The sequence below is a fragment of the Allokutzneria oryzae genome, from assembly GCF_042429765.1.
Lineage (GTDB): Bacteria > Actinomycetota > Actinomycetes > Mycobacteriales > Pseudonocardiaceae > Allokutzneria > Allokutzneria oryzae.
In genome coordinates, this window is record NZ_JBHLZU010000026.1 from 373,954 (window position 1) to 399,635 (window position 25,682).

21 protein-coding genes are annotated in these 25,682 nt (G+C 71.0%); 9 read left to right on the plus strand and 12 right to left on the minus strand.

Going from position 1 to position 25,682, the window contains the following annotated elements:
- Positions 1-31: 31 nt before the first annotated feature.
- Positions 32-1,612: a peptide chain release factor 3 gene (locus ACFFQA_RS30330; RefSeq protein ID WP_377859771.1), complete on the minus strand. Its 1,581-nt coding sequence runs from the start codon at positions 1,610-1,612 to the stop codon at positions 32-34.
- 533 nt (positions 1,613-2,145) lie between these two features.
- On the opposite strand from ACFFQA_RS30330, the gene ACFFQA_RS30335 reads away from it, so the two are divergent.
- Positions 2,146-2,544 (plus strand): SCO2097 family morphological protein, encoded by a 399-nt coding sequence (locus ACFFQA_RS30335; protein ID WP_377859772.1) that lies wholly within the window; start codon positions 2,146-2,148, stop codon positions 2,542-2,544.
- A gap of 101 nt (positions 2,545-2,645) precedes the next feature.
- On the opposite strand, the gene ACFFQA_RS30340 is transcribed toward ACFFQA_RS30335, so the two are convergent.
- From ACFFQA_RS30340 to ACFFQA_RS30355, 4 genes are read right to left on the minus strand one after another with little or no spacing between them, the layout of a single operon-like run.
- Complete coding sequence (locus ACFFQA_RS30340; RefSeq protein ID WP_377859774.1) at positions 2,646-3,215, minus strand: hypothetical protein; 570 nt, start codon at positions 3,213-3,215, stop codon at positions 2,646-2,648.
- Entirely contained in the window at positions 3,212-5,179 is a 1,968-nt protein-coding gene (locus tag ACFFQA_RS30345; protein ID WP_377859775.1) for a transglutaminase TgpA family protein, read from the minus strand. Before ACFFQA_RS30345 ends, ACFFQA_RS30340 begins: the two co-directional genes overlap by 4 nt.
- Positions 5,176-6,444, minus strand: coding sequence for a DUF58 domain-containing protein (locus ACFFQA_RS30350; protein ID WP_377859777.1), 1,269 nt, complete (start codon positions 6,442-6,444; stop codon positions 5,176-5,178). Before ACFFQA_RS30350 ends, ACFFQA_RS30345 begins: the two co-directional genes overlap by 4 nt.
- Positions 6,445-7,542, minus strand: a complete 1,098-nt coding sequence (locus tag ACFFQA_RS30355) for an AAA family ATPase (protein WP_377859778.1) — start codon at positions 7,540-7,542, stop codon at positions 6,445-6,447.
- A gap of 449 nt (positions 7,543-7,991) precedes the next feature.
- Between ACFFQA_RS30355 and mraZ the strand changes: the two genes are divergently transcribed.
- From mraZ to ACFFQA_RS30375, 4 genes are all read left to right on the plus strand, one after another.
- Positions 7,992-8,423, plus strand: a complete 432-nt coding sequence (gene mraZ, locus ACFFQA_RS30360; protein ID WP_377859780.1) for a division/cell wall cluster transcriptional repressor MraZ — start codon at positions 7,992-7,994, stop codon at positions 8,421-8,423.
- 216 nt (positions 8,424-8,639) lie between these two features.
- Positions 8,640-9,638 carry a 16S rRNA (cytosine(1402)-N(4))-methyltransferase RsmH gene (gene rsmH / locus ACFFQA_RS30365; RefSeq protein WP_377859922.1) on the plus strand — a complete coding sequence of 333 codons (999 nt, stop codon included), beginning with the start codon at positions 8,640-8,642 and terminating at the stop codon, positions 9,636-9,638.
- A gap of 34 nt (positions 9,639-9,672) precedes the next feature.
- Positions 9,673-10,305: a cell division protein FtsL gene (ftsL, locus tag ACFFQA_RS30370; RefSeq protein ID WP_377859782.1), complete on the plus strand. Its 633-nt coding sequence runs from the start codon at positions 9,673-9,675 to the stop codon at positions 10,303-10,305.
- Positions 10,305-12,182 (plus strand): peptidoglycan D,D-transpeptidase FtsI family protein, encoded by a 1,878-nt coding sequence (locus ACFFQA_RS30375; protein ID WP_377859784.1) that lies wholly within the window; start codon positions 10,305-10,307, stop codon positions 12,180-12,182. Before ftsL ends, ACFFQA_RS30375 begins: the two co-directional genes overlap by 1 nt.
- Positions 12,183-12,187: 5 nt before the next feature.
- Here the strand turns inward: ACFFQA_RS30375 and ACFFQA_RS30380 are convergent, their stop codons facing one another.
- The 7 genes from ACFFQA_RS30380 to ACFFQA_RS30410 all read right to left on the minus strand — a co-directional run bounded on the left by ACFFQA_RS30380 (position 12,188) and on the right by ACFFQA_RS30410 (position 19,858).
- Positions 12,188-12,628 carry an LppA family lipoprotein gene (locus ACFFQA_RS30380; protein WP_377859786.1) on the minus strand — a complete coding sequence of 147 codons (441 nt, stop codon included), beginning with the start codon at positions 12,626-12,628 and terminating at the stop codon, positions 12,188-12,190.
- An 80-nt stretch (positions 12,629-12,708) separates the two neighbouring features.
- On the minus strand, positions 12,709-14,472 hold the full coding sequence (locus ACFFQA_RS30385) for an alpha/beta hydrolase (protein ID WP_377859788.1): 1,764 nt from the start codon (positions 14,470-14,472) through the stop codon (positions 12,709-12,711).
- Positions 14,473-14,840: 368 nt separating this feature from the next.
- A complete protein-coding gene (locus tag ACFFQA_RS30390; protein WP_377859924.1) occupies positions 14,841-16,877 on the minus strand; it encodes a neutral/alkaline non-lysosomal ceramidase N-terminal domain-containing protein in 2,037 nt (678 codons plus the stop codon).
- 89 nt (positions 16,878-16,966) lie between these two features.
- Complete coding sequence (locus tag ACFFQA_RS30395; protein ID WP_377859790.1) at positions 16,967-17,701, minus strand: ESX secretion-associated protein EspG; 735 nt, start codon at positions 17,699-17,701, stop codon at positions 16,967-16,969.
- Positions 17,702-17,706: 5 nt separating this feature from the next.
- Positions 17,707-18,789: a PPE domain-containing protein gene (locus ACFFQA_RS30400; protein ID WP_377859792.1), complete on the minus strand. Its 1,083-nt coding sequence runs from the start codon at positions 18,787-18,789 to the stop codon at positions 17,707-17,709.
- Positions 18,790-18,821: 32 nt separating this feature from the next.
- Positions 18,822-19,433 (minus strand): DUF3558 domain-containing protein, encoded by a 612-nt coding sequence (locus ACFFQA_RS30405; RefSeq protein ID WP_377859794.1) that lies wholly within the window; start codon positions 19,431-19,433, stop codon positions 18,822-18,824.
- A gap of 2 nt (positions 19,434-19,435) precedes the next feature.
- Positions 19,436-19,858 (minus strand): hypothetical protein, encoded by a 423-nt coding sequence (locus tag ACFFQA_RS30410; protein ID WP_377859796.1) that lies wholly within the window; start codon positions 19,856-19,858, stop codon positions 19,436-19,438.
- A gap of 403 nt (positions 19,859-20,261) precedes the next feature.
- Between ACFFQA_RS30410 and ACFFQA_RS30415 the strand changes: the two genes are divergently transcribed.
- The 4 genes from ACFFQA_RS30415 to murD are packed head-to-tail and all read left to right on the plus strand — an operon-like array spanning position 20,262 to position 25,676.
- Positions 20,262-21,710, plus strand: a complete 1,449-nt coding sequence (locus ACFFQA_RS30415; RefSeq protein WP_377859926.1) for a UDP-N-acetylmuramoyl-L-alanyl-D-glutamate--2,6-diaminopimelate ligase — start codon at positions 20,262-20,264, stop codon at positions 21,708-21,710.
- Positions 21,707-23,212, plus strand: a complete 1,506-nt coding sequence (locus ACFFQA_RS30420; protein WP_377859798.1) for a UDP-N-acetylmuramoyl-tripeptide--D-alanyl-D-alanine ligase — start codon at positions 21,707-21,709, stop codon at positions 23,210-23,212. The genes ACFFQA_RS30415 and ACFFQA_RS30420 overlap by 4 nt, the downstream gene beginning before the upstream one ends.
- Positions 23,209-24,300, plus strand: a complete 1,092-nt coding sequence (mraY, locus tag ACFFQA_RS30425; RefSeq protein ID WP_377859800.1) for a phospho-N-acetylmuramoyl-pentapeptide-transferase — start codon at positions 23,209-23,211, stop codon at positions 24,298-24,300. Before ACFFQA_RS30420 ends, mraY begins: the two co-directional genes overlap by 4 nt.
- Positions 24,301-24,317: 17 nt before the next feature.
- Positions 24,318-25,676: a UDP-N-acetylmuramoyl-L-alanine--D-glutamate ligase gene (gene murD, locus ACFFQA_RS30430; protein WP_377859928.1), complete on the plus strand. Its 1,359-nt coding sequence runs from the start codon at positions 24,318-24,320 to the stop codon at positions 25,674-25,676.
- Positions 25,677-25,682 lie beyond the last annotated feature (6 nt).

Consider the following 25,682-nt stretch of genomic DNA (forward strand, 5'->3'; position numbering starts at 1 on the left):
GTGCGAAGCGGTGGTCATGGCGCCGGTCGGGTCAGTCGTCGGCGCCCGCGACGAGGGCTTCGAGCTTCAGCTCGGGGTGCAGTCGCTGGAGGGAGCCGACCGCGACCGGGTCGGGGAACAGCGCCAGGTCGACCCCGTCGCGGTCGCGGCGCAGGACCTCCGCGCGGCCGCTGCGGTCCACGATCGAGCGCTGGCCGGAGTCCACCAGGATGCGGGCGATGCGGTAGGGCAGCCGGTCCAGCAGCAGCTTCACCCCGAACTCCGCCTCGATGCGGTGCGCGGCGACCTCGAACTGCATCGGGCCGACCGCGGCCAGCACCGGTGCGGCGTCGCCTCGGCGGTCCGAGCGCAGCACCTGGACCACACCCTCTTCCTCCAGCTGCTGGATGCCCTTGCGGAACTGCTTGGCGCGGCCGAGGTCGGAGGGGCGGGCCACCGAGAAGTGCTCGGGGGCGAAGCTGGGCAGCTTCGGGAAGCGCACCACGGGCTTGCCGACGTGCAGCGTGTCACCGACCTGGAGCGCGTTGGCGTTGACCAGGCCGACCACGTCGCCGGGGAAGGCCTCCTCCACCGTGTTGCGCTCGCGGCCGAACATCTGCTGCGCGTACTTGGTGCTGAACGGGCGGCCGGTCTGCGCGTGCGTGACGACCATGCCGCGCTCGAACCGGCCGGAGCACACGCGCACGAACGCGACCCGGTCCCGGTGCGCCGGGTCCATTCCCGTCTGCACCTTGAAGACGAAGCCGGAGAACGGGGTCTCCAGCTCGCGCGGCTTCTCCGCGACGTCGACGCGCGGCGTCGGGCGCGGGGCCAGCTCGACGATGGTGTCCAGCAGCTGGCGAACGCCCATGTTGAGCACACCGGCACCGAAGAGCACCGGGGTGGCCTTGCCGGACAGGAACGCGTCCAGGTCGAAGTCCGAACCGCTGAGCGAGAGCAGCTCCGACTCCTCGACGGCGCGCTCCCACTCCGCGCCCTCCTCCTCGGCCGCCCGCTCCGCGCTCATCGTCTCCTCGGTGGCCAGCGTCGCCCCGCCCGCGGTGCGGGTGAAGCGGGTGAACTCACCGGTGCCGCGGTCGAGCACGCCGCGGAAGTGCCCGGCCTCGCCGACCGGCCAGTTCAGCGGCATCGGGGTCAGGTCGATCCGGGTGCTGATCTCGTCGCAGAGCTCCAGCGCCTCGCGGCCGGGCCGGTCCCACTTGTTCACGAACGTGATCACCGGGATGCCCCGGTGGCGGCAGACGTCGAAGAGCTTCAGCGTCTGCGGCTCCAGGCCCTTGGCCGCGTCGAGCAGCATCACCGCCGAGTCCACCGCGGAGAGCACCCGGTAGGTGTCCTCGGAGAAGTCCGCGTGGCCCGGGGTGTCCAGCAGGTTGATCACGGTGTCGCCGTAGCCGAACTGCAGCGCGGCCGAGGTGATCGAGATGCCGCGGGACTGCTCCATGGCCAGCCAGTCCGACACCACGCCCTTGCGGCCCGCCTTGCCGTGCACGGCGCCCGCCTCGGAGATCACCCGCGCGTGCAGCGCGAGCGCCTCGGTCAGCGTCGACTTGCCCGCGTCCGGATGGCTGATCACCCCGAAGGTCCGGCGGCGGCCGGCCTCGCGCGGCACCGCGGTGGCACCTGAGCCGCCCGTGGTCGTCGCTTCGCCTGCCGAAGACCCGCTCGCGGGGTCGAGCGTTGGCCCTGTCGCCGTCACCGTCTGCACACTCCAAGTCGTCCGTGAACCGCCCAGCGGATCCTAGGTCCTGCCCGCCGGGTCACCGCATGATCGCCCTGTCCTCACAAAGGCATCACACCGTGTACCTCCACCGGGGTGAGTTCTGCGACCCATCGGGTCGGCACACCGCCGTACGGAGGACCGCCCGGACGCGCGTTCGTGACCTTGACCTGATCGCGAAAACCGGGGAAAACGCCAGCTCAGCGAGGTTCTCCGAGGGCATTCGCCGCGCTCCTGCCCGTGGCGGGCCGCTCCCCCGAGCGGATGACGCTGGCAACAGGCTGGCTTCGGCAGCGTGGACCGGGTAGTCGCAGCGTCCCACGGATCGTATCCTCAAGGGTGACGCTCCCAACGGGGGCGCCCGCCGGGTCCGGCGGCAACCGTGACGCCCGGCGCTTGCGAGAAGATGTGCCGGAGGAGGATCCATGCCACTCTCCGAGCACGAGCAGCGACTGCTCGACCAGATTGAGCGCGCCCTCTACGCCGAGGATCCGAAGTTCGCATCGACGGTGCGCGGTTCCCGGCTACGGCGGCCCTCCAGGCGGCGCCGCCTCCAGGGCGTCGCCATTCTGATCATCGGTCTACTACTGCTCGTTGTCGGGGTCGCGCTACCCGTGGCACGGGTCGCGGAGATCCCGGTGCTCAGCGTCATCGGGTTCCTGCTGATGTTCGGCGGGGCCATGTGGGCCCTCTCCGCGGTCGGTCAGCGTGACCAGGCCGCCGAGGAGAGCGGCGAGAAACCACAGCAGACGACACCACGCCGGAGTTCCTTCGCCCAGCGGATGGAAGAGCGCTTCCGCCGCCGGTTCGACGACAACGGCTAAGCACTGACACGACCGCACCTACCAAGGGCCGCCACACCGCCTCCCTCTCCCGGGACGGTGCGGCGGCCCTTGGTGGTTTGTCGGGGTGGTTCGTTCGGGTGTCAGGGCCGCGAGGGCAGCGCCGAGCGGGGGAACAGCCGGGCCCGCAACGACATCGGCGCGTTCTCGCGCAGGCTGGCCAGCACTTGGTCGAGCGCGCCTGCCAGTTCGGCGCCCGCCTCGGGGGCCGAACCGTACCAGGACCGCTCGACCGCGCCGACGAGCACGCGCAGCGCGGCGCGGCCGGACTCGTCCAAGCCGTGTTCGCGCGCCAGCTTCGTCGCGGCGACCCGCACGGTGTCGGTGTCGGAGACGCCCGTACCCCGGTCCACGCTGGAGGCGACCAGCTCCTGCCACGCCGCGTCAGCCGCGTCCGGACCGCCCGCCGCGACCGCGTCCAACCGCTGCTGACGCACGGCGCCGCGGACCCAGGACGGCAGCAGTGCGAGGAACCCGCCGACCAGCACGATGAACAGCAGCGCCCACACCAGGCCCGGCAGCGCCCACCACAGCGGCAGCAGGACGGCCGTGACGCCGAGCGCGGTCGCCACCACAGCCCAGAACTCCGGCAGCACCACGGTTTTCGTCAGTCGCGCGCGCCACGGCGCGGGAGTCGCCAGGGGAGTGCTCACAGCGCGGCCTCCCGTCGTCGCTTCCGCCGTGTGCGCATCGCCACCGCGGTCCCCGCCGCGGCGGCACCCGCGAGCAGCAGCAGGATCTCCCACCACACCACCGATCCCGGCACCCGCATCGCGCCGAACAGCAGCACGTGGTCGTCCCGGTTGCCGGGAGCGACGGGCGGGGGCGTCGTGGTGGGCGCGGTGGACGGGTTGGGGGCGGCGGTGGTGGTGCGGCCCACCGTGGGCTCCGAGCCACCCTGGTCCCCGCCACCGGTGTTCGCGCCGCCCTCGTACGGGGCGATCAGGCCGCGGCCGTTGGACAACGGGGTCGGGTCGAAGGTGATCCAGCCGGTGCCGGGGAAGTACACCTCGACCCACGCGTGCGCGTCGTTGGTGGTGATCACCCGGTAGCCGCCCGCGTCGTAGCCCTGGGTGAAGCCGATGGCCACCCGTGCCGGGATGCCGACCGCGCGCACCAGGACGGCCATCGCCGACGCGAACTGCTCGCAGAACCCCGTCTTGCCGTTGAACAGGAAGTCCACCAGGCCGTCGGAGCTGCCGCCCGCCGCGGTCTGCAGGCTGTAGGTGAAGCCGTTGCCGGGATCGGTGAAGTGCTTGCGCAGCGCGATGACCTTGTCGTAGTTCGTCCGTGCGCCCGCGACGATGGTGTTGGCCAGCGCGGTGACCCTGGGGTCGACGTCGAGCTCCAGGTACTCCTGGCCGATCTCCTCGGTGGTGACCCTGGTGCCCGCCGCGCGCAGTGTGTCGGGGTTCGGAGTGGGCAGCACGGTCTGCTGGGAGTAGCGCTCGACGCGTTCCTTGTCGCTGTTGAACACCGCGCCGACCTTGGGGTCGTAGAGCCATCCCTCCGGGATGCCCTCCAGCGCCGTCGGCACGCCGTAGACCGGAAGCCAGTTGTCGGTGTACCCGACCGTCTCGATGTCCACCTTCTTCGGCCTGCCGAGCCGTTCGGGCACGGTGCCCGCGGTGTAGAGCTTGTCCTGGACCGGGATCCCCTGCAGCGGGCCGTTGACGGTCCAGCCCTCCCTGCGGTCGTACCTGCGCAACGTCAGCGACCGCAGGTACGACGGCTCTTCGAGGCCTCGCACGCGGAACAGCTCGACCGTCCCGTTGCGCTCCAGCTGTCCGCGCAGGGAGGCGAACGGCTTGATGCCCATGCCCGCGGTGCCCGTGGCGCTTCCCCCGCCCGGCAGCCGTCCCGCCGTCCCGACCAGCGTCATGGTGGAACCACCGACGATTGCGACGGCGAGGCCGAGGATGGTGACGCTCGCCGCGCTGAACCCGGAGCCGAAGCGGCGGCGGCCGTTGTCCCCGTTGCCGTTGCGTGAACCGAGCCCGAGGCGCCCGCGCCACATCCGGTGCCGCTGCGCCTCGTCCACCACGAGCAGCAACGCGAATCCGCCCGCGCCCAACGCGAACGACCACCACGGCAGCATCTCGTCGGCCAGCGAAGCCGGGACCGCGAACACGCACAGCAGCACCAGCCCGGATGCGGCGGGCGCCTGGGCCGAGGTCGCCAGGGTGTCCACCGCGATCATCACGATGCCGACCGCGAGCGCGGACAGGCACAGGATCGCCGTGGTGCCGCCGACCGGGGGCACCCCGGTGCGGACCTGCTGGACGGACTCGGCGAGCACCGTGCCGAGCTCCCGCAACGCGCTGGGGCCCGGCAGGACCAGGAACACCCCGGTGCGGGTGAAGACTGCGGTCAGGAAGAAGGTCAGTGCGGAGACCTGGCCGATCGCCACGAGCACGATGGGAGTGCGGATCGCGCGCAGCCCGGTGCCGACCGCGACCACGACCGCGATCGTGACGGCGACGAACCCGAGCCACCTGGCGCCGTCGATCACCGCGGACAGCGCCGTCGCCGCGCCCAGCACTGAGACGGCGGCGGCGATCGAGGTCGCTGCCCCGTGCTCGGTGGTCGGCGCGAGCACCGCGTGTCGTGAACTCACCAGGCAGCTCCACCCTGTCCTGTGACCATCCGGTCCACGACGCTGTGGCACAGCTGGGTCCAGACGGTGGTCATCGGGGTGCGCGCGTCGGCGACCATCACGCCCCAGCCCGCCGAGGTGAGCAGCCGAGCGACCTCAGCGGGGTCGGCCGCACCCTCCTCCGAGGAGCTGGCCCAGCTCTTGACGTCCATCAGCACCGCGAGGCTGCGCACCGACCGCTGCCGGTACTTGATCAGCTCCTGCACCGCGGACGGTGTTGTCGCGCCGAGCACCGCGATCAGCTCACGGCCCGACGCCGGGTCACCGCTGCACGCGAGGTCCCTGCGGTGCGAGGGCCGCAGCGCCGCGAGCGCGTCGAGCACCTCGGTGTCGCTGTGCCCGCCGTCGCTCAGACCGCCCGCGAGCGCGTTTCCGTCCTCTGTGGTCAGTCGCACGTGCTGCCCGTACCGGTGCAGGTGCAGGCAGATGCTCGCGGTCAGCGACACGGCCCACTCCAGGCTGGAGCCGGGACCGCTGCCCCGGTGCGCGGACTCCCGCGCGTCGAGCAGCACCGCGATCCCGCCGCGCCACGGGCGTTCCTCCACCCGCACCATCAGCTCGTCGCGCCTGGCGGTCGAGCGCCAGTGCACCTTGCGCATGTCGTCACCGTGCCGGTACTGCCGCACGATCGCGTCGTCCTCGCCCTGCCCGGTGCGCAGCCGGATCGCGCCGTCGTCGCCGGTGCCCAGGCCCGCGCCGACCGGGAGCCCGGACAGCCCGACGATCTTCGGCGCGACGATCAGCCTGCTGGTGCCGCCGAGCTCCCGCTCGAACTCGGCAAGCCCGAAGGGGTCGGTGATCCGCGCCCGCAGCGGCCCGAGCTGGTGCACTCCGCGCAGCACGGGTTGCAGCGGGTACCGCAGACCCACGCTGGTCTTGCGCGGCATGCGTTCGACGACGAACCGCGGCCTGCTTCCGAGCGCGTAGGGAACGCCGTCCTCCAGGAGCAGCCCACCGGCCGGTATGCGACCGGAGCTGCGCAGCTCCACGCGGACCTCGGCGGAGTTGCCCACGTGCACGCGCTCCGGCGTCACGTGGCGCAGCGCGACGAGACCGACCCGCGCGCCCGCGGCCATCGCGGCGGCGAGAACGGGAAGCGCGACGGCGAAGAAGGCCACCCGCAACAGGTCGCGTTCGTTGAGCACCAGCGCGCACAGCGCGGCGGCGATTCCCGCGGCGAGCAGGCAGCGGCCGCGGGTGGTCAGGCCGGACAGCGCGCCCCGCATCTACCTGTTTCCCCGCAGCCCGTTGCGCTGGTAAGGCCCCTGCTGGTTCGGCTGGCCCGACCCGCTGGGACCGCCCTGCGGCACCGGGACCCGTTGCACCAGGCCGCGAACGAGGTCGGCGGGGGAGCGGCGAGCCGCCTGCGCCTCCGCGGTGAGCACCAGGCGGTGTGCCAGCACCGGCACCGCGACGGCGTGGACGTCGTCCGGCACGACGAAGTCACGGCCGACGAGCGCGGCCTGCGCCCGTGCGGCGCGCACGAGCTGGAGCGTGGAGCGCGGCGACGCGCCGAGGCGCAGCTCGGGCAGGCGGCGGGTGGCCGACACCAGCTCGACGCAGTATCTGCGCACCTCCGGCGCCAGGTGCACCTGGCGCACCGCGTGCACCAGGGTGCGCACCTGGGCGGCGTCGGAGACCGGCCGCAGGTCCGCGAGCGGGTCGTGCCCGGCGTGTTCGTCGACCATGGCCAGCTCGGCCTGCGGATCGGGGTAGCCGATGGACACGCGCGCGGTGAACCGGTCGCGCTGCGCCTCGGGAAGGGCGTAGGTGCCCTCCATCTCGATCGGGTTCTGCGTCGCGATCACCATGAACGGCGAGTCCAGCGTGAAGCTGCGCCCGTCCACCGTGACCTGGTGCTCCTCCATGCACTCCAGCAGCGCCGACTGGGTCTTGGGGGAGGCGCGGTTGATCTCGTCGCCCACCACGATGTTGGCGAACACCGGGCCGGGGCGGAACTCGAAGTCGGATGTCTGCCGGTTGTAGATGGACACGCCGGTGATGTCGCTCGGCAGCAGGTCCGGGGTGAACTGGATGCGGCTGACCGTGCAGTCGATCGACCGCGCCAGCGCCTTGGCCAGCGAGGTCTTGCCGACACCCGGCACGTCCTCGACCAGCAGGTGCCCCTCGGCGAGCAGGGTGACCAGCGCGATCCGCACCACGTCGGGCTTGCCGACGAGCACCCGCTCCACGTTGCCCGCGATCCGGCGCGCGGTCTCGTGCAGCTCCGCGAGCACCTCGGCGGGACGCGGAGCCGCACCGCCGTCCGGCTCGGGCAGCGGCTGCTGGCCGGACAGTGCGGTGGGCTGGGTACTCGGCGTCACTCGACAGACCTCCATGGCGCTTGCGGTGCTACTCGCGGTGCCCGCGTCACCGGCCGACGACACCGGCCGTGGTCGTCTCCCGTTCGACGAGCAGCGTGACACGCAGTGTGTCAAAACCTGGCGAAGGTCCCCACCCCGTCCGGCCCACCGCGCTCCCCCACCGCTCCCCACCTGCTCGTCAGCGCCCGGATGGCCCTGCCCGATGCTCACCCGAAAGGGTTAATTTCGCCTACTCCCATCCCCCGGTAGTGGGACCCGTGCGGGCGGTGGGCGCCCGTGCGGCCCCCACTCCGACCCACCCGCCCCTAGCTGCGGAAACGTCACTCGGCCGGTCGAAAAGCGGGGGCGGATCGCGTTGACTGTGGTGGAAAGTGGGGTACTGTGGCGGCCGGTGGGGAGAACGGGGCCCCCATCGCCGGTCCTGCTGGGTCGGTGGGGAGGTGAAGCCGGTGTTTCTCGGTACCCACAACCCAAAGCTGGATGACAAGGGCCGGCTCACGCTGCCGGCCAAGTTTCGCGACGCGTTGGCGGGGGGGCTGATGGTCACCAAGGGACAGGACCACTGCCTCTACGTGTTCCCGCGCGCGGAGTTCGAGCAGATGGCGCGCAAGGTCGCCGAGGCTCCGTTCACCAACGAGGCGGTCCGCGCCTACCAGCGCTACCTGTTCGCGGGCACCGACGAGCAGCGCCCGGACTCGCAGGGGCGCATCTCGATCGTGCCCGAGCTGCGCCGTTACGCCGGGCTGCGCAAGGAGTGCGTCGTCATCGGCGCGATCACCCGGCTGGAGATCTGGGACTCCAGGGCGTGGCAGACCTACCTCGAGGACAACGAGGAGAACTACGCGATGGCGAGGGAGGAAGTCCTGCCGGGGATGTTCTGACGAACCCGGTGAGCGCGACGGTGGTTCGGGTGCCGTGAGGCCTCGGTCCGCTCGGTCTCTCGGTCCTGGTGCACCTTCCCCGGTACCAGGCCCGACGGGCGGGCGGGGACCTGGCGACATCCGATGGTTTCTACATCGTCCATAGTGGACGTCCATACTGGACGGACATGTGGTCACCCGCGGACGGGAATCGGGGGCACCACGTCGGTCGAGGCGATCGTGGACGAACAGCTGGGCAAGGGAGGGACCGCCATGGCGGAGGCCGCGCGGCCCGCGCACATCCCGGTCCTGCTCGACCGCACGCTGGACCTGCTGCGCCCGGCGCTCGAGGGCAGGCCCGCCGTCGTCGTCGACGGCACCCTCGGCCTCGGCGGCCACTCCGAGGCGATGCTGACCGCCTTCCCCGAGCTCACCCTCGTCGGACTCGACCGCGACCCGCGCGCCCTGGAACTGGCAGGAGCCCGCCTCGCCCCGTTCGGTGAGCGCGCCAAGCTGGTGCACGCCGTCTACGACGAGCTGCCCCAGGCCATCGCGGGCCTGGGCATCAAGCAGGTCGACGGGGTGCTCTTCGACCTCGGCGTGTCCTCCATGCAGCTCGACGAGGCCGACCGCGGCTTCGCCTACGCCAAGGACGCCCCGCTGGACATGCGGATGGACCCGACAGACGGGCCCACCGCGGCCGACGTGCTCAACGAGTACGCGCCGGGCGAGCTGGTCCGGATCCTGCGCGACTACGGCGAGGAGCGCTTCGCCAAGCGGATCACCTCCGCAATCGTTCGCGAGCGCGCCAAGGAGCCGTTCCGCACCAGCGCGCGGCTGGTCCAGCTGCTCTACGACTCGGTGCCGGCCGCGACCCGCCGCACCGGCGGTCACCCGGCCAAGCGCACCTTCCAGGCGTTGCGCATCGAGGTCAACGGCGAGCTGGAGGTGTGGCGCGCCGCGCTGCCCAACGCGCTGGACGCGCTGGCCCCGAACGGCCGCATCGTCGTGCTGTCCTACCACTCGCTGGAGGACAAGATCACCAAGCGCGAGCTGGTCGCCAGGGCCGCCTCGCGCACTCCGCCCGGCCTCCCGGTCGAGCTGCCCGGCCACGGGCCCGAGTTCCGGCTGATCACCCGCGGCTCCGAGCCTGCGACCGAGGAGGAGATCGCGCAGAACCCGCGTGCCGCCTCCGTCCGGCTGCGCGCCGCAGAGCGAATTGGTACGGCGACATGACCGCCGAGGTACGACTCTCAGCGGAGGCGGCACCATGACAGCACCGGCACGTTCCGAACCGCCGACACCGCGCGGCCAAGGCGCCGAGCAGCTCCGCGACCGCTCCGCCGAGCGGGCCGCCGCGCACCGCCGCTCCGCCGCGGCCGAGCGCGCCTACGCCCGCAGGGCCCACCGCGCGGGCGCCACGCCGGAGCGCCGCACCGCACCGGCGCCGAGGGCGCCCTTCGTGCTGCTGGTGATGGGCCTGCTCGGCACGGGCATCGTGGCGTCGCTGTGGCTGTCCACGGCGGCCGCGGCCGACTCCTACAAGCTGGAGGAGATCCGGCGCGAGGTCCGCAAGGGCGCAGAGGACGTGGAGCGGCTGCGCCGCGAAGTGTCCACTTTGGAGTCGCCGATCGAGCTGGACCGCCGCGCCCGCGAGCGCGGCATGGTCCCGGCCGGTGACCCGGCGCGCCTGCAGGTCAAGCCGGACGGCTCCGTCGACGTCGTCGGCGACCCGAAGGCGGCGGAGAAGTCGCGCTCCGGCGGGCGCCAGCAGCCGGCCACCCAGCCGACGCCCTCCACCCAGGCCCAGCCGCCCGCCGGTCAGCAACAGCAGCAGCCCCCCGCTGGCGGCGACCAGCCTCCGGCGGGCCAGCAGCAGCCTCCGGCGGGCGGGGGCGGCTGATGCAGGGCCCGACCCGGCGGACCAGCCGGCCACGCCCGGCCTCGCGGCCCGCGCGGGCGGCGGCCCCCAAGCGCAACCCGAACGGCATGGGCGACCACCGCGTGCGGGTGGTGCTCGGCAGGGCGTTCCTGGTCGTCGCGCTCGTCGCGGCGGGGCTGCGCCTGGTGCAGGTGCAGGGCTTCGAGGCCGAGGCGCTGTCGCAGAAGTCGCTCAAGCAGCGGGTGACCGTGCAGAACATCCCCGGCCAGCGCGGCTCCATCATGGACAGGGACGGCAACCTGCTGGCGTTCAGCGTGGAGGCGAAGGCGCTGTACGCGCTGCCGCAGCTGATCATCGAGGAGCAGCGCAAGGCGGGCAAGGACCCCGACGAGCGCAAGCGCAACATCGCCGCCTACATGAAGCAGGTCCTCGGCGACCAGGTCGACGAGCAGGAGTTGCTGCGCAAGCTGTTCTCCGACAGCAAGTGGCTCTACCTGGTCGACCGGGTCGAGCCCGCCAAGGCGCGGATGATCCGGGAGAAGTTCCGCGAGATCGGCGCCGAGTACCGGCAGATCCGCCAGTACCCCTCCGGCAAGGTCGGCGCGGACATCGTCGGCTACGCGAACTGGCGGATGGAGGAGCGCAAGGCCGCCGGGCTCGAAGGGCTGGAGACCTACAAGAACAGCCTGCTCTCCGGCAAGGACGGCAGGCGCGTCGTGGACACCGCCGCCGGCAGCGCGGACGTGACGATCCCCGGCTCCGAGCGCGAGGTCGAACCCGCGACGCCGGGCTCGGACCTCCAGCTGACCATCGACACCGACCTGCAGTTCACCGTCCAGAACATGCTGACCGACTACGTGCAGCGGGTGGAGGCCAAGGGCGGCAGCGCGGTGGTGCTGGACGCCAGGACCGGCGAGGTCATGGCGCTGGCCGACGACAAACCGTTCGACCCCAACAACTTCGCCGACTCCAAGCCGGAGCAGCGCAACAACCGCGCGGTGACCTCCCCGTTCGAACCGGGCTCGGTCAACAAGATCGTCACCGCCGCGACCGCGATCGAGCTCGGCCTCGCCACCCCGCAGACCGTGCTCAGCGTGCCCGGCAGCATCAAGGTCGCCGACCGCGAGATCAGCGACGCGTGGAACCACGGCACCATCCCGATGACCTTCACCGGCGTGCTCGGCAAGTCCTCCAACGTCGGAACCCTGATGATGGCGCAGCAGATCGGCCAGGACCGCTTCGCCGAGATGCTGAGCAAGTTCGGCCTCGGCGAGCGCACCAGGCTCGGCCTCGCCGGTGAGACCTCCGGCCGCGTGCCGCCGCGGTCGCAGTGGTCCGGCTCCACCTTCGGCAACCTGCCGATCGGCCAGGGCCTGTCCATGACCGTGGTGCAGATGGCGGGCATGTACCAGGCGATCGCCAACGACGGCCTGCGCATCCCGCCGCGCGTCATCAAGGCGGAGATCGGCCCGGACAAGGTCCGCAAGGAGGAGCCGCGCCCGGAAGGCGTGCGCGTGGTCAGCCCGGAGACGGCCCGCACGGTGCGGGACATGATGCGCGCGGTGGTCCAGGACCTGCCCGGCCAGCGCGGCACCGGCCCGGCCGCGGCGCTGCCCGGCTACCAGATCACCGGCAAGACGGGCACGGCCCAGCAGGTCGATCCGAACTGCGGCTGCTACAGCAACTCCTCGTACTGGATCACCTTCGCCGGCATCCTGCCCGCGGACAAGCCGCGCTACGTCATCGGCATCATGCTCGACGCGCCGAAGGCGGGAACCTCGGAGGCCACCTCGGCCGCCCCGCTGTTCCACGACATGGCCGACTACGTCGCCCAGCGCTACCGCGTCCCGCTGTCGCCGCCCGCACCCGCACTGGAACTGCTGCCGAAGAACAGCTGACTGTCCTAAGTGGACTTCTTCGGGTGCGCGTGCGCCTCCAGGTGACACCCGGTTCCGAGTCCCAGCACCGTGTGGACCCGCGTGGTCAGCTGGTACGACGCTCCGTACTCATCGAAGGCGATGATCTTGTGATCATGTGGACGGTTCACCATCGCGCCGGGTTGTGCGAACCCGTAGGGCTTGGTGACCTCGACGGCGATGCTCACGGCTTTGTCCCACTTGTCGTCGGGAATCGCCCCTCGGAAGACCCACGTGGTCAGGAGGCGGCTCTCAGTTCCCTTGACAGCGGAGAAGCCCGAGCATCCGGCACGACTCATGGGGGAGGAAGGTTCCCAGATCATCGGGCCCAGTTGTTCGGAGAGTCGGTCGCGGAGTTCCCCGAGCATCTTCTCGTAGCGTGCGGTGGCTGTCTCGATGTCGGGCCGCTGGGCGAGAGTGTTGAACATGTCTTCCACGCTGCGACCGCCTCCGCAACCGGTAAGGAGAAGCAGGGGAGCAACGAGGGTCGCTACTATTCCGCGCTTCATCAGTACAACCCAGGGATCGGTGTCTGCAGGAGATCGCCCGCGCCGATGGCTCTGTCGCGCACGCTGCGATCGTGAAGCCCGGCGACGATGAGACTCATGTTGTACTGACTGGTGCTTCCCGGAGCGAGGTAGCCGACCTTCTCCGCAACGGAGCCGTGGCCGACCGACTCGTTCAGGTGCCTGCCGTCCGGCAACACGACCTCCTTCGCCGACAGGCCGCCGATCCCCTTCATCTGGTTCGGGTCGATACCGAAGGCCGCGAAGTCCGCGACGGGATCCATGCGTGCCTCGATCACCCAGGAATGCCCTGTCGGCACCTTCAGCGCTTCGACATGCGACGTGCCGAGGCCGGGAGAACCGAAGAACACCGCGTCGTCAACGCCGGTTCCCTTTTGCAGCGCCAGTCCTGTCGTCAGTGAGCCGTAGGAGTGGCCGAGCGCGGTCATGTGCGGATCCGTCGGTCGGGAGGCATCAATGCCGTTGAGAAATCCGGCCAACTTCTCGGCACCGCGCTGCGCCAACGCATCGGAGGCGACTGATCGGTTCGGGTTCGTGATTTCGGAGACCTGGGGGGCTTCGTACCCGATCCAGGTTACGGCGGCTACTGAGGTCGATCGGCCGCTTGCATCCGCCTCTTGCTCAGCCTGCCAGCGGAGCTGGGCCATGTGGCGGTCGTAGTCCTGGATATCTCCCCGAACGGTCGTGCCGAGTCCAGGGGTGAAAACCGTGACGTGCTCAGCCGTGTCGACGTTCCCCGCGGCGATGGCCGCCTTGGGCTTGTCGCCCGAGGTGTCCAGCAGCAGGAGCTGCCGGTCCCCTTTGGCGAGGGTGGCGTCGATCGCGTCCAGCGAAGGAATCAGTTCTGCCCTGATGGTGTTCAGCTCGGCCTTGGCCGCGCTCAGGGCGTTGGCGATCGACAGGTCCGTCCGCTCGTTGCTCGACCTCGTGAGCCGGTCTCCCAGCGCCGAGATCTCCGCTTCGAGACGGGCCGCCTCCGCGTTCAGCCGGGTCCGTTCGGTGCCGAGCCGGGCCCGGTTGGCCTGGTCCCTGACCACGGCGGGAAGTCCGTCGAGATTGCCGAGCCAGTCCGGGTGCGCCTTGAGCATTGCCGCCTGCTCGCTCTCCGACAGCGACGACCACCATCCGGCGTTGTCGGCGGGAGAGCCACCGGCCGGTGGCTCGATCGTGGAGAGCCCACCGGCGGCCTGTCCCGCGATCGAGGCGTCGTTGAGCGAGGAACCGCAGCCGTCGTCGATTCGGTCGAGTGCCGCTCGCTCCAGTACGGCGGCGAGGTCGGTGTCGACATCGCGAGCGCGGCGCAGCACCTGTTCCACGCGGTCGGCGAGCTCCACCCGCATCGTCGCGCGCTCCCGCATCTGGGCCTCACCCGCCGGGCCGGGGGCGACCGGGGTGCAGAGCACGTCGATGATCTTCCCGTCGTCGGCGATGCCGAACCCGTGTCTGCCTGCGAGGTACTCGGCGTCTCCCAGGGTTCGTTGGATCGCCTTGATGGCATCGGCCGCCTCACCGACCGCTCTGCGCACGGCCGAGATCCCAGCGACGATCCGACGCATCCGCTCGGTGAGCTCGCCGTGGTGCCGTGCCGCTGCCTGGGCCGCCTCGCCGGTCCATCCAGCGGGTGACTTCGCCGCGTTCAACTCGTCATCGAAGCCGACAAGCGTGTCGCGGCGGCTGCCGAGCGCTTGGAAGACGCTGTCGAGCGCGGGCTGGCGCCACCGTCGGACGTCGCTGACCGAGATCATCAGCGCGGTCCGCCCGCGCCCGCGATTCCCTCGCGGGAGTTGGCGTCCCGGGACTCATAGATCACGGCGCTGTCCTCAAGCCGCTTGGCGTGGGCCTGAACGTCGGTAGCCCACGATGTGACGCTTGCCTTCCAGTGAGCGGCCAACTTGGTTGCTGCGGCGGATGACGCACTCCCTGGCATCCCCGCCGCGATCTGGTCGGCCTCCGCCGCGACGTTCACCGCTCCCGCGCCTTCTCCCGCCGTCCGAGCTGTTCGAGCGGCCGCACGAAGCGCGTCACTGACAACCGAGAAACCCATGATCCACCCCCGGCCGTTACCGTACTGCGTTCGGCCCAGTGCGTGGGGGTGGATCGGGGGCTCCGGTCACTAGGAGACGGTGAATGCCGGCGAGGTCCCGCTGATCGGGTTCACAGCTCCGGCCAGGTTCTTGGCGTCGCCGCGGTAGACGATGCGGTAGCTGCCGGGCTGGGCGGTGTTCGGCACGTCCCACGAGACGGTGATCCGCGACGCCGCGACGCCCCATCGCGCCCAGCGGAACTTCGTGGACCAGTCACCGTCGTCGGCGATCCGCTTCCACGTCGAGCCCTCCTGGCGCTGCACCTCGATGAACGTGCCGTTGCGGTGCAGGTCGTTGTTGGGGTGCGCGCCCGCGAACTCCACGACCACCTGCTGCCCCCGGTTGTAGCTCGCCTTCGGGGCGGTGACCACGTCGCCGAAGGTGCCGCCGATCGGCGGCGCGTCCAGCACGACGCCGGGCTGCAACGTCCACACCGAGCCGGACATGTCCGGCGGAGTGGGACCGGCGGCGCTCGGGCGCCCGGCCTTCATGTCGGCGGCCAGTCGCGCGAACTCCTGCTGGTAGGCGGGCAGGCTCCAGCGGCCGAACATGGTGTGGCCCGCCTCGTAGTCCTGCTGGTCGTACTCCTCCGGCGTGGTCAGGTAGCCCGCGTAGTCGTTGGCGTAGCCCGCGACCAGGACGTTCTGCAACGGCGCGCCGACCTGCTCGGCGACCGTGCGGCGCAGCCGCAGACCGGTGACGATCGTGGCCTCCTGCGGCAGACCGACCAGGTACAGCTGGCCGACGCGGACGAGCTGGATCGGCAGGATCTTCGGCGTCAGGTTCAGCGCGCCGGTGTCGAGCAGGATGTCCTTGGGGGCCTGGCACGCGCGCAGCTCCGGCGAGGCCACATAGCGGGCCTTGGTGACCAGCTCGATGAGCGGGTTGTTGCCGACGCCCTCCTTGAAGATGTCCGGTCCCGGACCGTCCTCAGTGGACCCTGCGGCGAAGCTCGCGCCCAGTGCGGCCTGACAGGTGTTGTGCGTCGCGTTGTCCCCGGTGAACTCCGGGCGCACCGCGGTGCTGCTCATGTCCACATAGGACAGCCGGGAGTCCACGCCGCCGGTGAGCGCCCGGCCCGGTGCGGCGGCGAGCGCCCGCGCGGCGTCGGCCTGCCGCTTGCCGAGGATCTGGGTGTTGGCGAACTCGTCCTCGGTGGGACCGCTGCCCGGCTTGAGGTTGAGGTTGGGCGACATGTCCCCGGCGTTGGTCTGCGCGAAGGCGGTCACCAGGCCCGGCTGACCGGCGAGGTAGTCGGCGCCCGCGACCTCGCGCTCCCAGTGGTACGCGGCATAGCCCTTGTTGTCGCCGCTGATCAGCGTGTTGTTGCCGGTCATGCTCGTGTTGTGGGTGGCGAACCAGTTGACCGCGCCGACCGTCTTTCCGCCCCGGTCCATCCGCAGCAGCGTGGTCATCGGGTCGATGCCGTCGGGGAAGGCCGCCCGGTCCTGCGCGGGGTTCTTGTCGAAGGCCCGCCGCGACCGGTTCGCGCTGGCGTTCTTCAGCTCCCCGTTGGCCAGGGACAGCGATCCGGGGGCGAGGTCGTCGTGCGCCCGGTTGATCGACTCCACGATGCCGTCGACGGCGGCGTCGAAGGTCTTGCCGTGGTAGCCGAACGTGGTGATGTTGTAGAGCGAGTAGTGCGACTGCCCACCGGGTCCCGCGTGGGTGTGCGTGGCGGTCAGCAGCACGTTGTCCGGCGAGTAGAGCGATCCGTGCTTGGCGGCGAGCTTGCGCAGCACCGCCTGCCGCACGCTGCCGAAGACCATGCCGAGGTCGGCGGTCACGAGCGCGACCCGCTTGCCGCTGCCCGGGTCGGCGACGATGAACGCCCGCGACCGCTGCCGCTGGTGGACGCCGGAGGTGCGCTGGTCGAGCTTGGCGTAGCCCATCATCCCGCGTTCCGCCGCCTCGCCGGTAATGTCGGCGATGCCCCGGCCCACGAGGTAGGGCTCCGCGGCGGAGGTACCCGCGGCGGCGGGTTCGCCGAGGTGGACGAGGGTGGCGGCGCCGACGACCGCCGCCAGCGTCGCGCCGAGCACCCCCCTGATCCGCTGTCCGGACAACCAGCGCACAACGACCTCCCGGTGATCGCCGTCACAACCCACCGCGGCCGACGGTAGCGAGATCACCGGCAAATGTGAATACTTCTCGCTTAGTTGGCGGTAGTTGTCAGCCGGTCGATCTGCCGCGCGAGCAGCCGGGAGTCGGCGGGACTGACGGTGGTCCAGTCGCGCAGGTCCTCCATGAGGTACCGGCCGAGGGGGGTGTCGTAGTACGCGACAGCCCGGTCGGCCCGGTCGCGTCCGACGGTCGCCCCGAACTGGCCACGATGCCCGACGTCCTTGATCATCTGCACCAGCTGTTCGGCGTCCTCGGTGGCGATCTCGGTCCCGAGCGCGGTGACCAGGGCCCGCGGGTCACTGCCCGCCTCCCTGGCCGCGTTCGCCAGGGCGGCGCTCGGCACCGAGACCGAATGTCCCGGACCGGGCTTCAGCACGGGAAGCAGCTCGGTCACCGCCCGTGCCAGGCCCGTGGTGAAGATCGGCCGCAGCGTCAGCTTCCCGCCGCGGAGAACCGCGAGAACGGCATCGTCGTCGCCCTGCGTGGCCGCGACAGCTCGGACCTCCTCGCCCAGCCAGAGCCGCGCGTCCACGAACCTCGTCGGTGCCGCCAGCATGCGAAGCCAGTGCGCCAGCCGCTCATCGAGGTTCGCGCCGACCACGAGCCCTGCCGCGCGCAACTCCTGCCAGGCTTCGGCAACGACGACATCGCGTTCTTCGCGCCGGGCTCCACGGGGGTTGACCAGCAGCGCCAGCGGCATCCGATCGAGACCCAGGTGCTCCCACGCGACCTGGTAGGCCGTGTCGGTGACGGAGATCGTCGTCATCGAGGTCATTCGCCGATCACGGGCGGCGCGACCATGGGCAGCTCCCCGACGATGTCGTCGGTGATGTCGTACTTGCGCTCGTGCTCCTGGTCCTCCTCGCGCTGACCGCTCCCCAGCGCGGGCTGCATGAACGACTGACCGGCGCCGGGCCGTCCCGTGACCCCGCGCGTGACCGGCGCGGTGACCGGTTTGGGCGTGACCGGCTGGCCCGTCCCACCGAGCCCCGCACCCGCGCGAGGCACGAGAGCGCCGCCGCCGACAACCGTGCCGGAGCCACCCACCGCCGCCGCACCAGGACCCGCCATCGTGCCGAGCTGACCGGCCTCGCCGAGGCTGGGCGGTGTGTAGCTCGTCTGCTCCGCAACGCCGAGCCGGTTGTCCGGCACGTCCAGGTCGTGCTGCCCGCGCTGATCCGGGATCGGCGCGACGTGCACGCCCTCCCCGTCGGTGCGCTGACCGATCTGCTCGTTGCCCGCGCCGATGTCGCCACCGCGGGGGCGGCTGATCCCGGGGTCACTGGGGCCGATCGGAGAGGGCCCAGGCCTTGGCCCGCCGGGTTCTTCGACGGAGATCCTCGGCGGATCCTCGTAGTCGGGGACCGAGTGGTTCACCGCGTCCGCGTACGCCTGCATGACCCGCGCGGCTTCCCGGTGGGCCTCATCCGCCGCGGCCTCGGCCTTTTCCTGGTCCTCTTTGAGCATGAAGAGGTCGGCGAACATGTTGCTGTTGCCCAGCTCTTCCAGCGACGGAACCTCCTTCGGTTCCGGCATCGAGTTGCGAGCGTTGACGAAGGCGGTCATCTGGTTCGCGATGCTCTCGGTCCGGCGGTTCGTGCCGTGCCCCGCGTAACCGGCCCAAGTCTTGAGACTGCCGATCTTTCCGCTCGCCCTGTCGGAGGCGTCTCCCTCCCAGACAGCGCCCATCTTCTCCAGCGCGTCGCCCAGGTCCTGGTAGGCACGGGCGAGCACCCACGCGAACTCGTTGCTGAACAGCATCACCGGCTCGTGGCCGCTCGGGCCGTTGCCCCCGTGGAGCTTCTCGTACAGCTGCTTGTGCGGGATGGACATCCAGTCCCGGTTAACGTCCACGTCGTCCCCCCGTGTCGTAGTGTCGTTCGGGCTCAGCCGCGAGCCAGCAGGTTTCCGACCGCGATTTCCGCGTTGCGCGTCGCTCGGCGGCAGAGTTCCTCGTGACTCAGTGGATCCTTGTAACGTCCCTGTTCGACGTACTGCGTGCGAAGTACCTGCCCGTCGGCGACGCCTACGTTGACCGAACAGCCCTCGTTGCCGGGCTTGCCTTGCTTCACGTGTGCCTCGAACGCCGGAAAGCCCAGGACTCGAATGGCGCGGGTCTCCGCGGCGAGTTTGCCGGGGGCGAAGAAGTCAGCATCCCGGTCCAAGAGCACGACGAAGACGATGCTCGCCGTCTCGGGATTACTGTGGAAGTCGCACACCGGCGCATTGAAATTGTACTCTGTCAATTCCTTGAAAGGTTGATCGATCTTGAGTTCCTGGCGCTGCGCCGGAGTGAGAAGCTCACACGGCCTGATGTTGTCGAGCTTGAGTTCGCGCGGCCTGTCGGCACGGCGTGTTGTGGTGGCTGCTGGCCGAGCAACCTCTGTGATCGTGTCTTGGGGTATGGCCGTTCCCGCTTGACTGGTCGTGCAGCCGGTGATCGCGACGGCGAGGACGACGGCGATGAGGCCGAGTCGGCGTACAGGGTGATCGGGCACAGTCAGGCTCCGCGGAGGTTTCGGTGGTTCGAGTCTTCAACGCGTCGGTAGTGGCGCCTGACTGCTTCAAGCTGGGCCACAACACTGTTCATCTCGTCACGGAATCTCCCAATGGCCCAGCTTGTGGTGCCCGTGCCCGCGAAGTACCTCTGGTTGAGCTCTTTGACCAGTTCCAGGCTGACGTCGTCCAGGCCCATCGGGCGGATCTCGCCGGCTGCAACTCCCCGTGAGGCCAGGTTCTGGACATCGTTCCGAGCCTCGGTGAAGATCTTGATCGCTGCCGGGATCTTGTCGAGGTCGATGCGCCAGCCCCCGACGCGGACATACCCCTTTGACATGGTGAAAACGCCTCCCCTGCGCTCTGCTCCCGAGAGGAGGGTAACGAAGGTGGGGAGAGAGTGGGCCGGTTCCCGGTACCTGTGCACTGGCTCACCGGATCGGTCGACACGAGGTCGGTTGGGATCCCCTGGGCAAATGCCTAGAAGGTGCTCGGGTGGCAATTGGGGCGGCGAATTGTGACAACCGGCTCCGGGGCGAACCGAAAGCCCGACGCGGCGGTCCGATGACTTTCCTTGACGGCAAGAGGCGGCGGTGGTCGCTGGCAGCGGCGGCGACGTCCACGGACCGGGGGATTGACAGAGCCGTGGGGCAAACGCACGGGGGTGACGGAGCACGTTCTGCGCGCCGGTAGCCTTTCGCGACGTGTCTCCGGTCGTCTCGCCCAAGACGGCGACAGCCCCGCCGCGTCCCAGCCACGTCGAGCCCGTCGGCCTGTCCGACCTCGCCGCGCTGGCCGATGCCCGGTTGGAGCTCGGCGCCGCCCATCCCATGATCACCGGGGCCACGCTGCGCGCGCAGCACGTGCGGCCCGGCGACCTCTTCGCCGCGCTGCCCGGCGCGAACGCGCACGGCGCCGACTTCGCGGCCCAGGCGCTCGCCGCCGGGGCCGTTGCGGTGCTGACCGACGAGGCCGGGGCCGCCCGTCCCGCGCTGCGCGGGTCCGGGGTGCCGCTGCTGGTGCACGACGACCCGCGCGGTGTGCTCGGGGCGCTGGCCGCGCGGATCTACGGCGACCCCTCCGGCAAGCTCGCGATCGTGGGGGTCACCGGGACCTCCGGCAAGACCACCGTCACCACGATGATCGAGTCCGGGATGCGGGCCGCCGGGCACACCACGGGGCTCATCGGCACCGTGCAGACCGTGATCGCCGGTCAGCGGCTCGACAGCGCGTTCACCACGCCCGAGGCGCCCGACCTTCAGGCGCTGTTCGCGGTGATGGTCGAGCGCGGGGTCACCCACGTCGCCATGGAGGTCTCCAGCCACGCGCTCGCGCTCGGGCGGGCCGCGGGGACCGGGTTCGCCGTCGGCGCGTTCACCAACCTCTCGCAGGACCACCTCGACTTCCACACCGACATGGAGGACTACTTCCAGGCCAAGGCCGCCCTCTTCGACGGGCGGGCCGCCAGGGAGGTCGTCTGCGTCGACAGCGAGTGGGGGCGGCGCCTGGTCAAGGACGGCACCGTCAGCGTGTCGATCACCGGTGAGGCGACCTGGCGCGCCGTGGACATCACCGTGGCCGCCAGCGGCTCGCAGACCTTCGGCGTCGTCGGGCCGGACGGGGTTCGCCTGGACGCCGTCGTGCGGCTGCCGGGGATCTTCAACGTCAGCAACGCGGTGCTGGCCATCGCGTGCGGGCACGCCGCCGGGATCGCGCCGGAGGACACCGTGCGCGGGATCGCCGGGCTCGACGTGCCCGGGCGGATGGAACGGGTCAACCGCGGGCAGGACTTCGTCGCGCTGGTGGACTACTCGCACAAGCCCGCGGCGGTGTCGGCGGTGCTGGACACCGTGCGGGACCAGCTCGACCGCGCGGGCACCGGTGGCAAGGTGATCGTCGTGCTCGGGTGCGGCGGTGACCGGGACAAGGCCAAGCGGCCGATCATGGGTGAGGCCGCCGCGCGCCGCGCCGAGCTGACCGTGGTCACCGACGACAACCCTCGTAGTGAGGACCCCGCCGCCATTCGCGCGGCGATGTACCAGGGCGCGCTGGACGTGCCACAAGACGAACGCGGCGAGGTGGTCGAGATCGGTGACCGCCGCGCCGCCATCCACGAGGCCGTTCGTCGCGCGCGGCCAGGCGACATCGTCGTGGTGGCGGGCAAGGGGCACGAGACCGGGCAGGAGATCGCCGGGGTCGTGCATCCCTTCGACGACCGCCACGTCCTCGCCGACGCCATCGACGAGCGCTTCGGCATCTTCGGGAAGGACGACGCGTGATCCCGCTCAGTTTGGCCGAGATCGCCAAGGCGGTCGGCGGCCGACTGCACAACACCGACGGCAGCCCGGTGGTGACCGGCTCCGTCGAGTTCGACTCCCGCCAGCTCACCGCGGGCGGCCTGTTCGTCGCGCTGCCGGGGGAGAAGGTCGACGGGCACGACTTCGCCGCGAAGGCCGTCACCTCCGGCGCCGCCGGGGTGCTCGCCGCTCGTGAGGTCGACGCGCCCGCCGTGATCGTGCCGCCGGTCAGCGAGGCGCACCACGGCTCCGTCGCGCTCACCGGCGACACCGACGGTTCCGGCGCCGCCGTGCTGGCCGCGCTCGCAGCGCTCGCCCGGCACGTCGTCGACCGGCTCGCCGCCGAGGCCGAGCTGGCCGTGGTCGGCGTGACCGGCTCCTCCGGCAAGACCTCCACGAAGGACCTCATCGCGCAGGTGCTCGGCCCGATGGGACCGACCGTCGCGCCGCCCGGGTCCTTCAACAACGAGCTGGGCCACCCGTGGACGGCGCTGCGCTCCGACGCCGACACCCGCTTCCTGGTGCTGGAGCTCTCCGCGCGCGGGGTCGGGCACATCGCCCAGCTCTGCCACGTGGCCCCGCCCCGGATCGGCGTGGTGCTCAACGTCGGCAGCGCGCACCTCGGCGAGTTCGGCTCGCGGGAGGAGATCGCGCGCACCAAGGGCGAGCTGGTCGAGGAGCTGCCCGCCGAGGGCGTCGCGGTGCTCAACGCCGACGACCCGCTGGTCGCGGCGATGGCCGCGCGCACCAAGGCGAAGGTCGTCCTGGTCGGACAGTCGCGCGAGGCCGACGTGCGGGCCGAGAACGTCGAGCTGGACGAGCAGGCGCGGGCGCGCTTCCTGCTGGTGACCCCGCACGGCAGCGCCGAGGTCGCGCTCGGCCTGCACGGGGAGCACCACGTCGGCAACGCGCTCAGCGCCGCCGCCGTCGCGCTCGAACTGGGCGCGACCGTCGAGGACGTCGCCAAGCGGTTGTCCGACGCGCAACGGGTTTCCCAGCGCCGCATGGAGGTCACCACCCGCGCCGACGGCGTCACGGTGGTCAACGACTCCTACAACGCCAACCCGGAGTCGATGCGCGCCGCGCTGAAGACCCTCGCGGCCATGACCCGCGGGCACGGCGCCCAACCACCGGGTGGAGTCGCCGATGCGACGCAACCCCGGCGCGGCTGGGCCGTCCTCGGAGTGATGGGCGAGCTCGGCGATGATCACATCGCTGCCCATGACGGGATCGGCCGCTACGCCGTCCGGCTGGACGTCAGCCGTCTCGTCGTCGTCGGAGAGCAGGCGGCCCCGATGCATCAGGGCGCCTACCTGGAAGGCTCGTGGGGAGAGGAGTCCGTTCTCGTGCCGGACGTCGACGCGGCCATCGAGTTGCTGCGTGATCAGGTTCGACCAGGGGACGTGGTGCTGGTGAAGGCCTCCAAGGTCGCCGGACTGTGGCGGGTGGCCGACGCGCTGCTCGGGCAGGAGGCCGGTCAGTGAGGAACATCCTCATCGCGGCGGGCATCGCGCTCGTCGTCTCGATCCTGCTCACCCCGTACCTGATCAAGGTCTTCTCGCGGCAGGGCTTCGGCCAGGAGATCCGCGAGGAAGGGCCGCAGCACCACAAGACCAAGCGCGGCACGCCCACCATGGGTGGTGTGGCGATCATCGTCGCCATCTGGGCCGGGTACGGCGGAAGCCACCTGTTCGTCCAGCTCACCAACCCCAAACCGGAGTCCGGGCCAACCGCCTCCGGTCTGGTGGTGATGCTGCTGACCACGGGGCTGGCGCTGGTCGGCTTCCTCGACGACTTCATCAAGATCCGCAAGCAGCGCAACCTGGGCCTGAACAAGACGGCGAAGCTGGTCGGCCAGTTCATCGTCACCATCGCCTTCGCCCTGCTGGCGTTGCAGTTCAAGGAGACCAAGACCGGGCTCACGCCCGCGTCGGTGCACCTGTCCTTCACCCGCGACATGGCCGTGGTCTCCTTCGGCACGGTCGGGTTCATCGTCTTCTGCTACCTGCTGGTCAGCGCCTGGTCCAACGCGGTGAACTTCACCGACGGCCTCGACGGCCTCGCCGCGGGGACCTCGGCGATGGTGCTCGGCACCTACGTCGTCATCTCCTTCTGGCAGTTCCGCTCCGACTGCTCGGTGAAACTGGACCCGGGCTGCTACTGGGTGCGCGACCCGCTGGACCTCGCGGTGATCGCCGCCGCCGCCATGGCGGGCTGCGTCGGCTTTCTCTGGTGGAACGCCGCGCCAGCCAAGATCTTCATGGGTGACACCGGGTCGCTCGCGCTCGGCGGCCTGGTCGCAGGCCTGGCCATCACCACCCGCACCGAGCTGCTGATGATCGTCATCGGTGGCCTGTTCGTCATCGAGGCCATGTCGGTCGTGCTGCAGATCGCGATCTTCCGCACCACCCGGCGGCGGTTGTTCCGGATGGCCCCGTTCCACCACCACTTCGAGCTCGCTGGCTGGGCGGAGACGACGGTGATCATCAGGTTCTGGCTGATGGCCGGGATCTGCTGCCTGCTCGGGCTCGGCCTGTTCTACAACGACTGGCTCTTGTTCACCGGAGGCTGAGTACCGAAGTGGATGGTTTGTACGCCGGGAAGTCGGTCCTGGTCGCGGGCGCCGGGGTCTCCGGCCGCTCCGCGGCCGCGGCGCTGCTCGCCGAGGGCGCGCTGGTCACCGTCACCGACTCCGCGCAGGAGCGCTTCGCCGGGCTCGACGCGGGCATCCGCACCGCTGTCGGGCTGACCGCGCCGCCTGAGGGCACGGACCTCGTGGTGACCAGCCCCGGCTGGCGTCCGACCTCGCCGCTGCTGGTCGCCGCGGCGGAGCAGGGCGTCGAGGTGATCGGTGAGGTCGAGTTCGCGTGGCGGCTGGCGGCGAACCGGCCCGACCCCCCCGCGTGGCTCGCCGTCACCGGCACCAACGGCAAGACGACCACGGTCACGATGCTGGCCTCGATCCTGCGCGCGGCCGGGGTGCACTCGGTCGCGTGCGGGAACGTGGGCCTGCCGGTCGTCGCCGCGGTCCGCTCCGGCTACGACGTGCTCGCCGTCGAGCTCTCCAGCTTCCAGCTGCACTGGTCGTCCTCGCTGCGGATGGACGCCGCCGCTGTCGTCAACGTCTCCGAGGACCACCTGGACTGGCACGGTTCCCTGGACGAGTACGCCGGGGCGAAGGGCCGGATCTACGCGGGCGACGACGTGGTCGCGATCTACAACGCCGACGACGAGCTGTCCACACGGCTCTCCGATGGCAAGCGGCGCCGGGTGGGCTTCACCCTCGGCGAGCCGGAGAACGGCCAGCTCGGCATCCGCGGCGACGCCCTGGTCGACCGCGCGTTCGGCGACGGCGAGACGGTGCTCGCCGACATCGCCGACGTGCACCCGGCCGGACCGCACAACGTCGCCAACGCCCTCGCCGCGGCCGCACTCGCCAGGGCGCGCGGGGTCTCCGCCGAGGCCGTCCGCAAGGGGCTGCGCGAGTTCACCCCCGGCGCGCACCGCTCGGTTCTGGTGACCGAGCACGAGGGCGTGCGCTGGATCGACGACTCCAAGGCCACCAACCCGCACGCCGCCGCCGCCTCGCTGGCCGCCCACGAACGGGTGGTCTGGGTGGCGGGCGGGCTGCTCAAGGGCGCCGCCGTCGACGAGCTCGTCGCGGGTGCCGCCGGCCGACTGACCGGGGTGGTGCTGCTGGGCGCCGACCGGGCGGTCATCGCGGCGGCGCTGGCGCGACACGCACCCGAGGTTCCCGTCCGCGAGGTCGCGACGGGGGACGATGGGGCGATGAACGAGGTGGTGCGCGCCGCGGGCGCAATGGCTCGACCGGGTGATGTCGTCCTGCTCGCCCCGGCGGCCGCGTCGATGGACATGTTCGGTGACTACGCGCACCGGGGACGGGCGTTCGCCGAGGCTGTCAGGGACCTGACCAACCGGGCGGGGTGAGCAGCG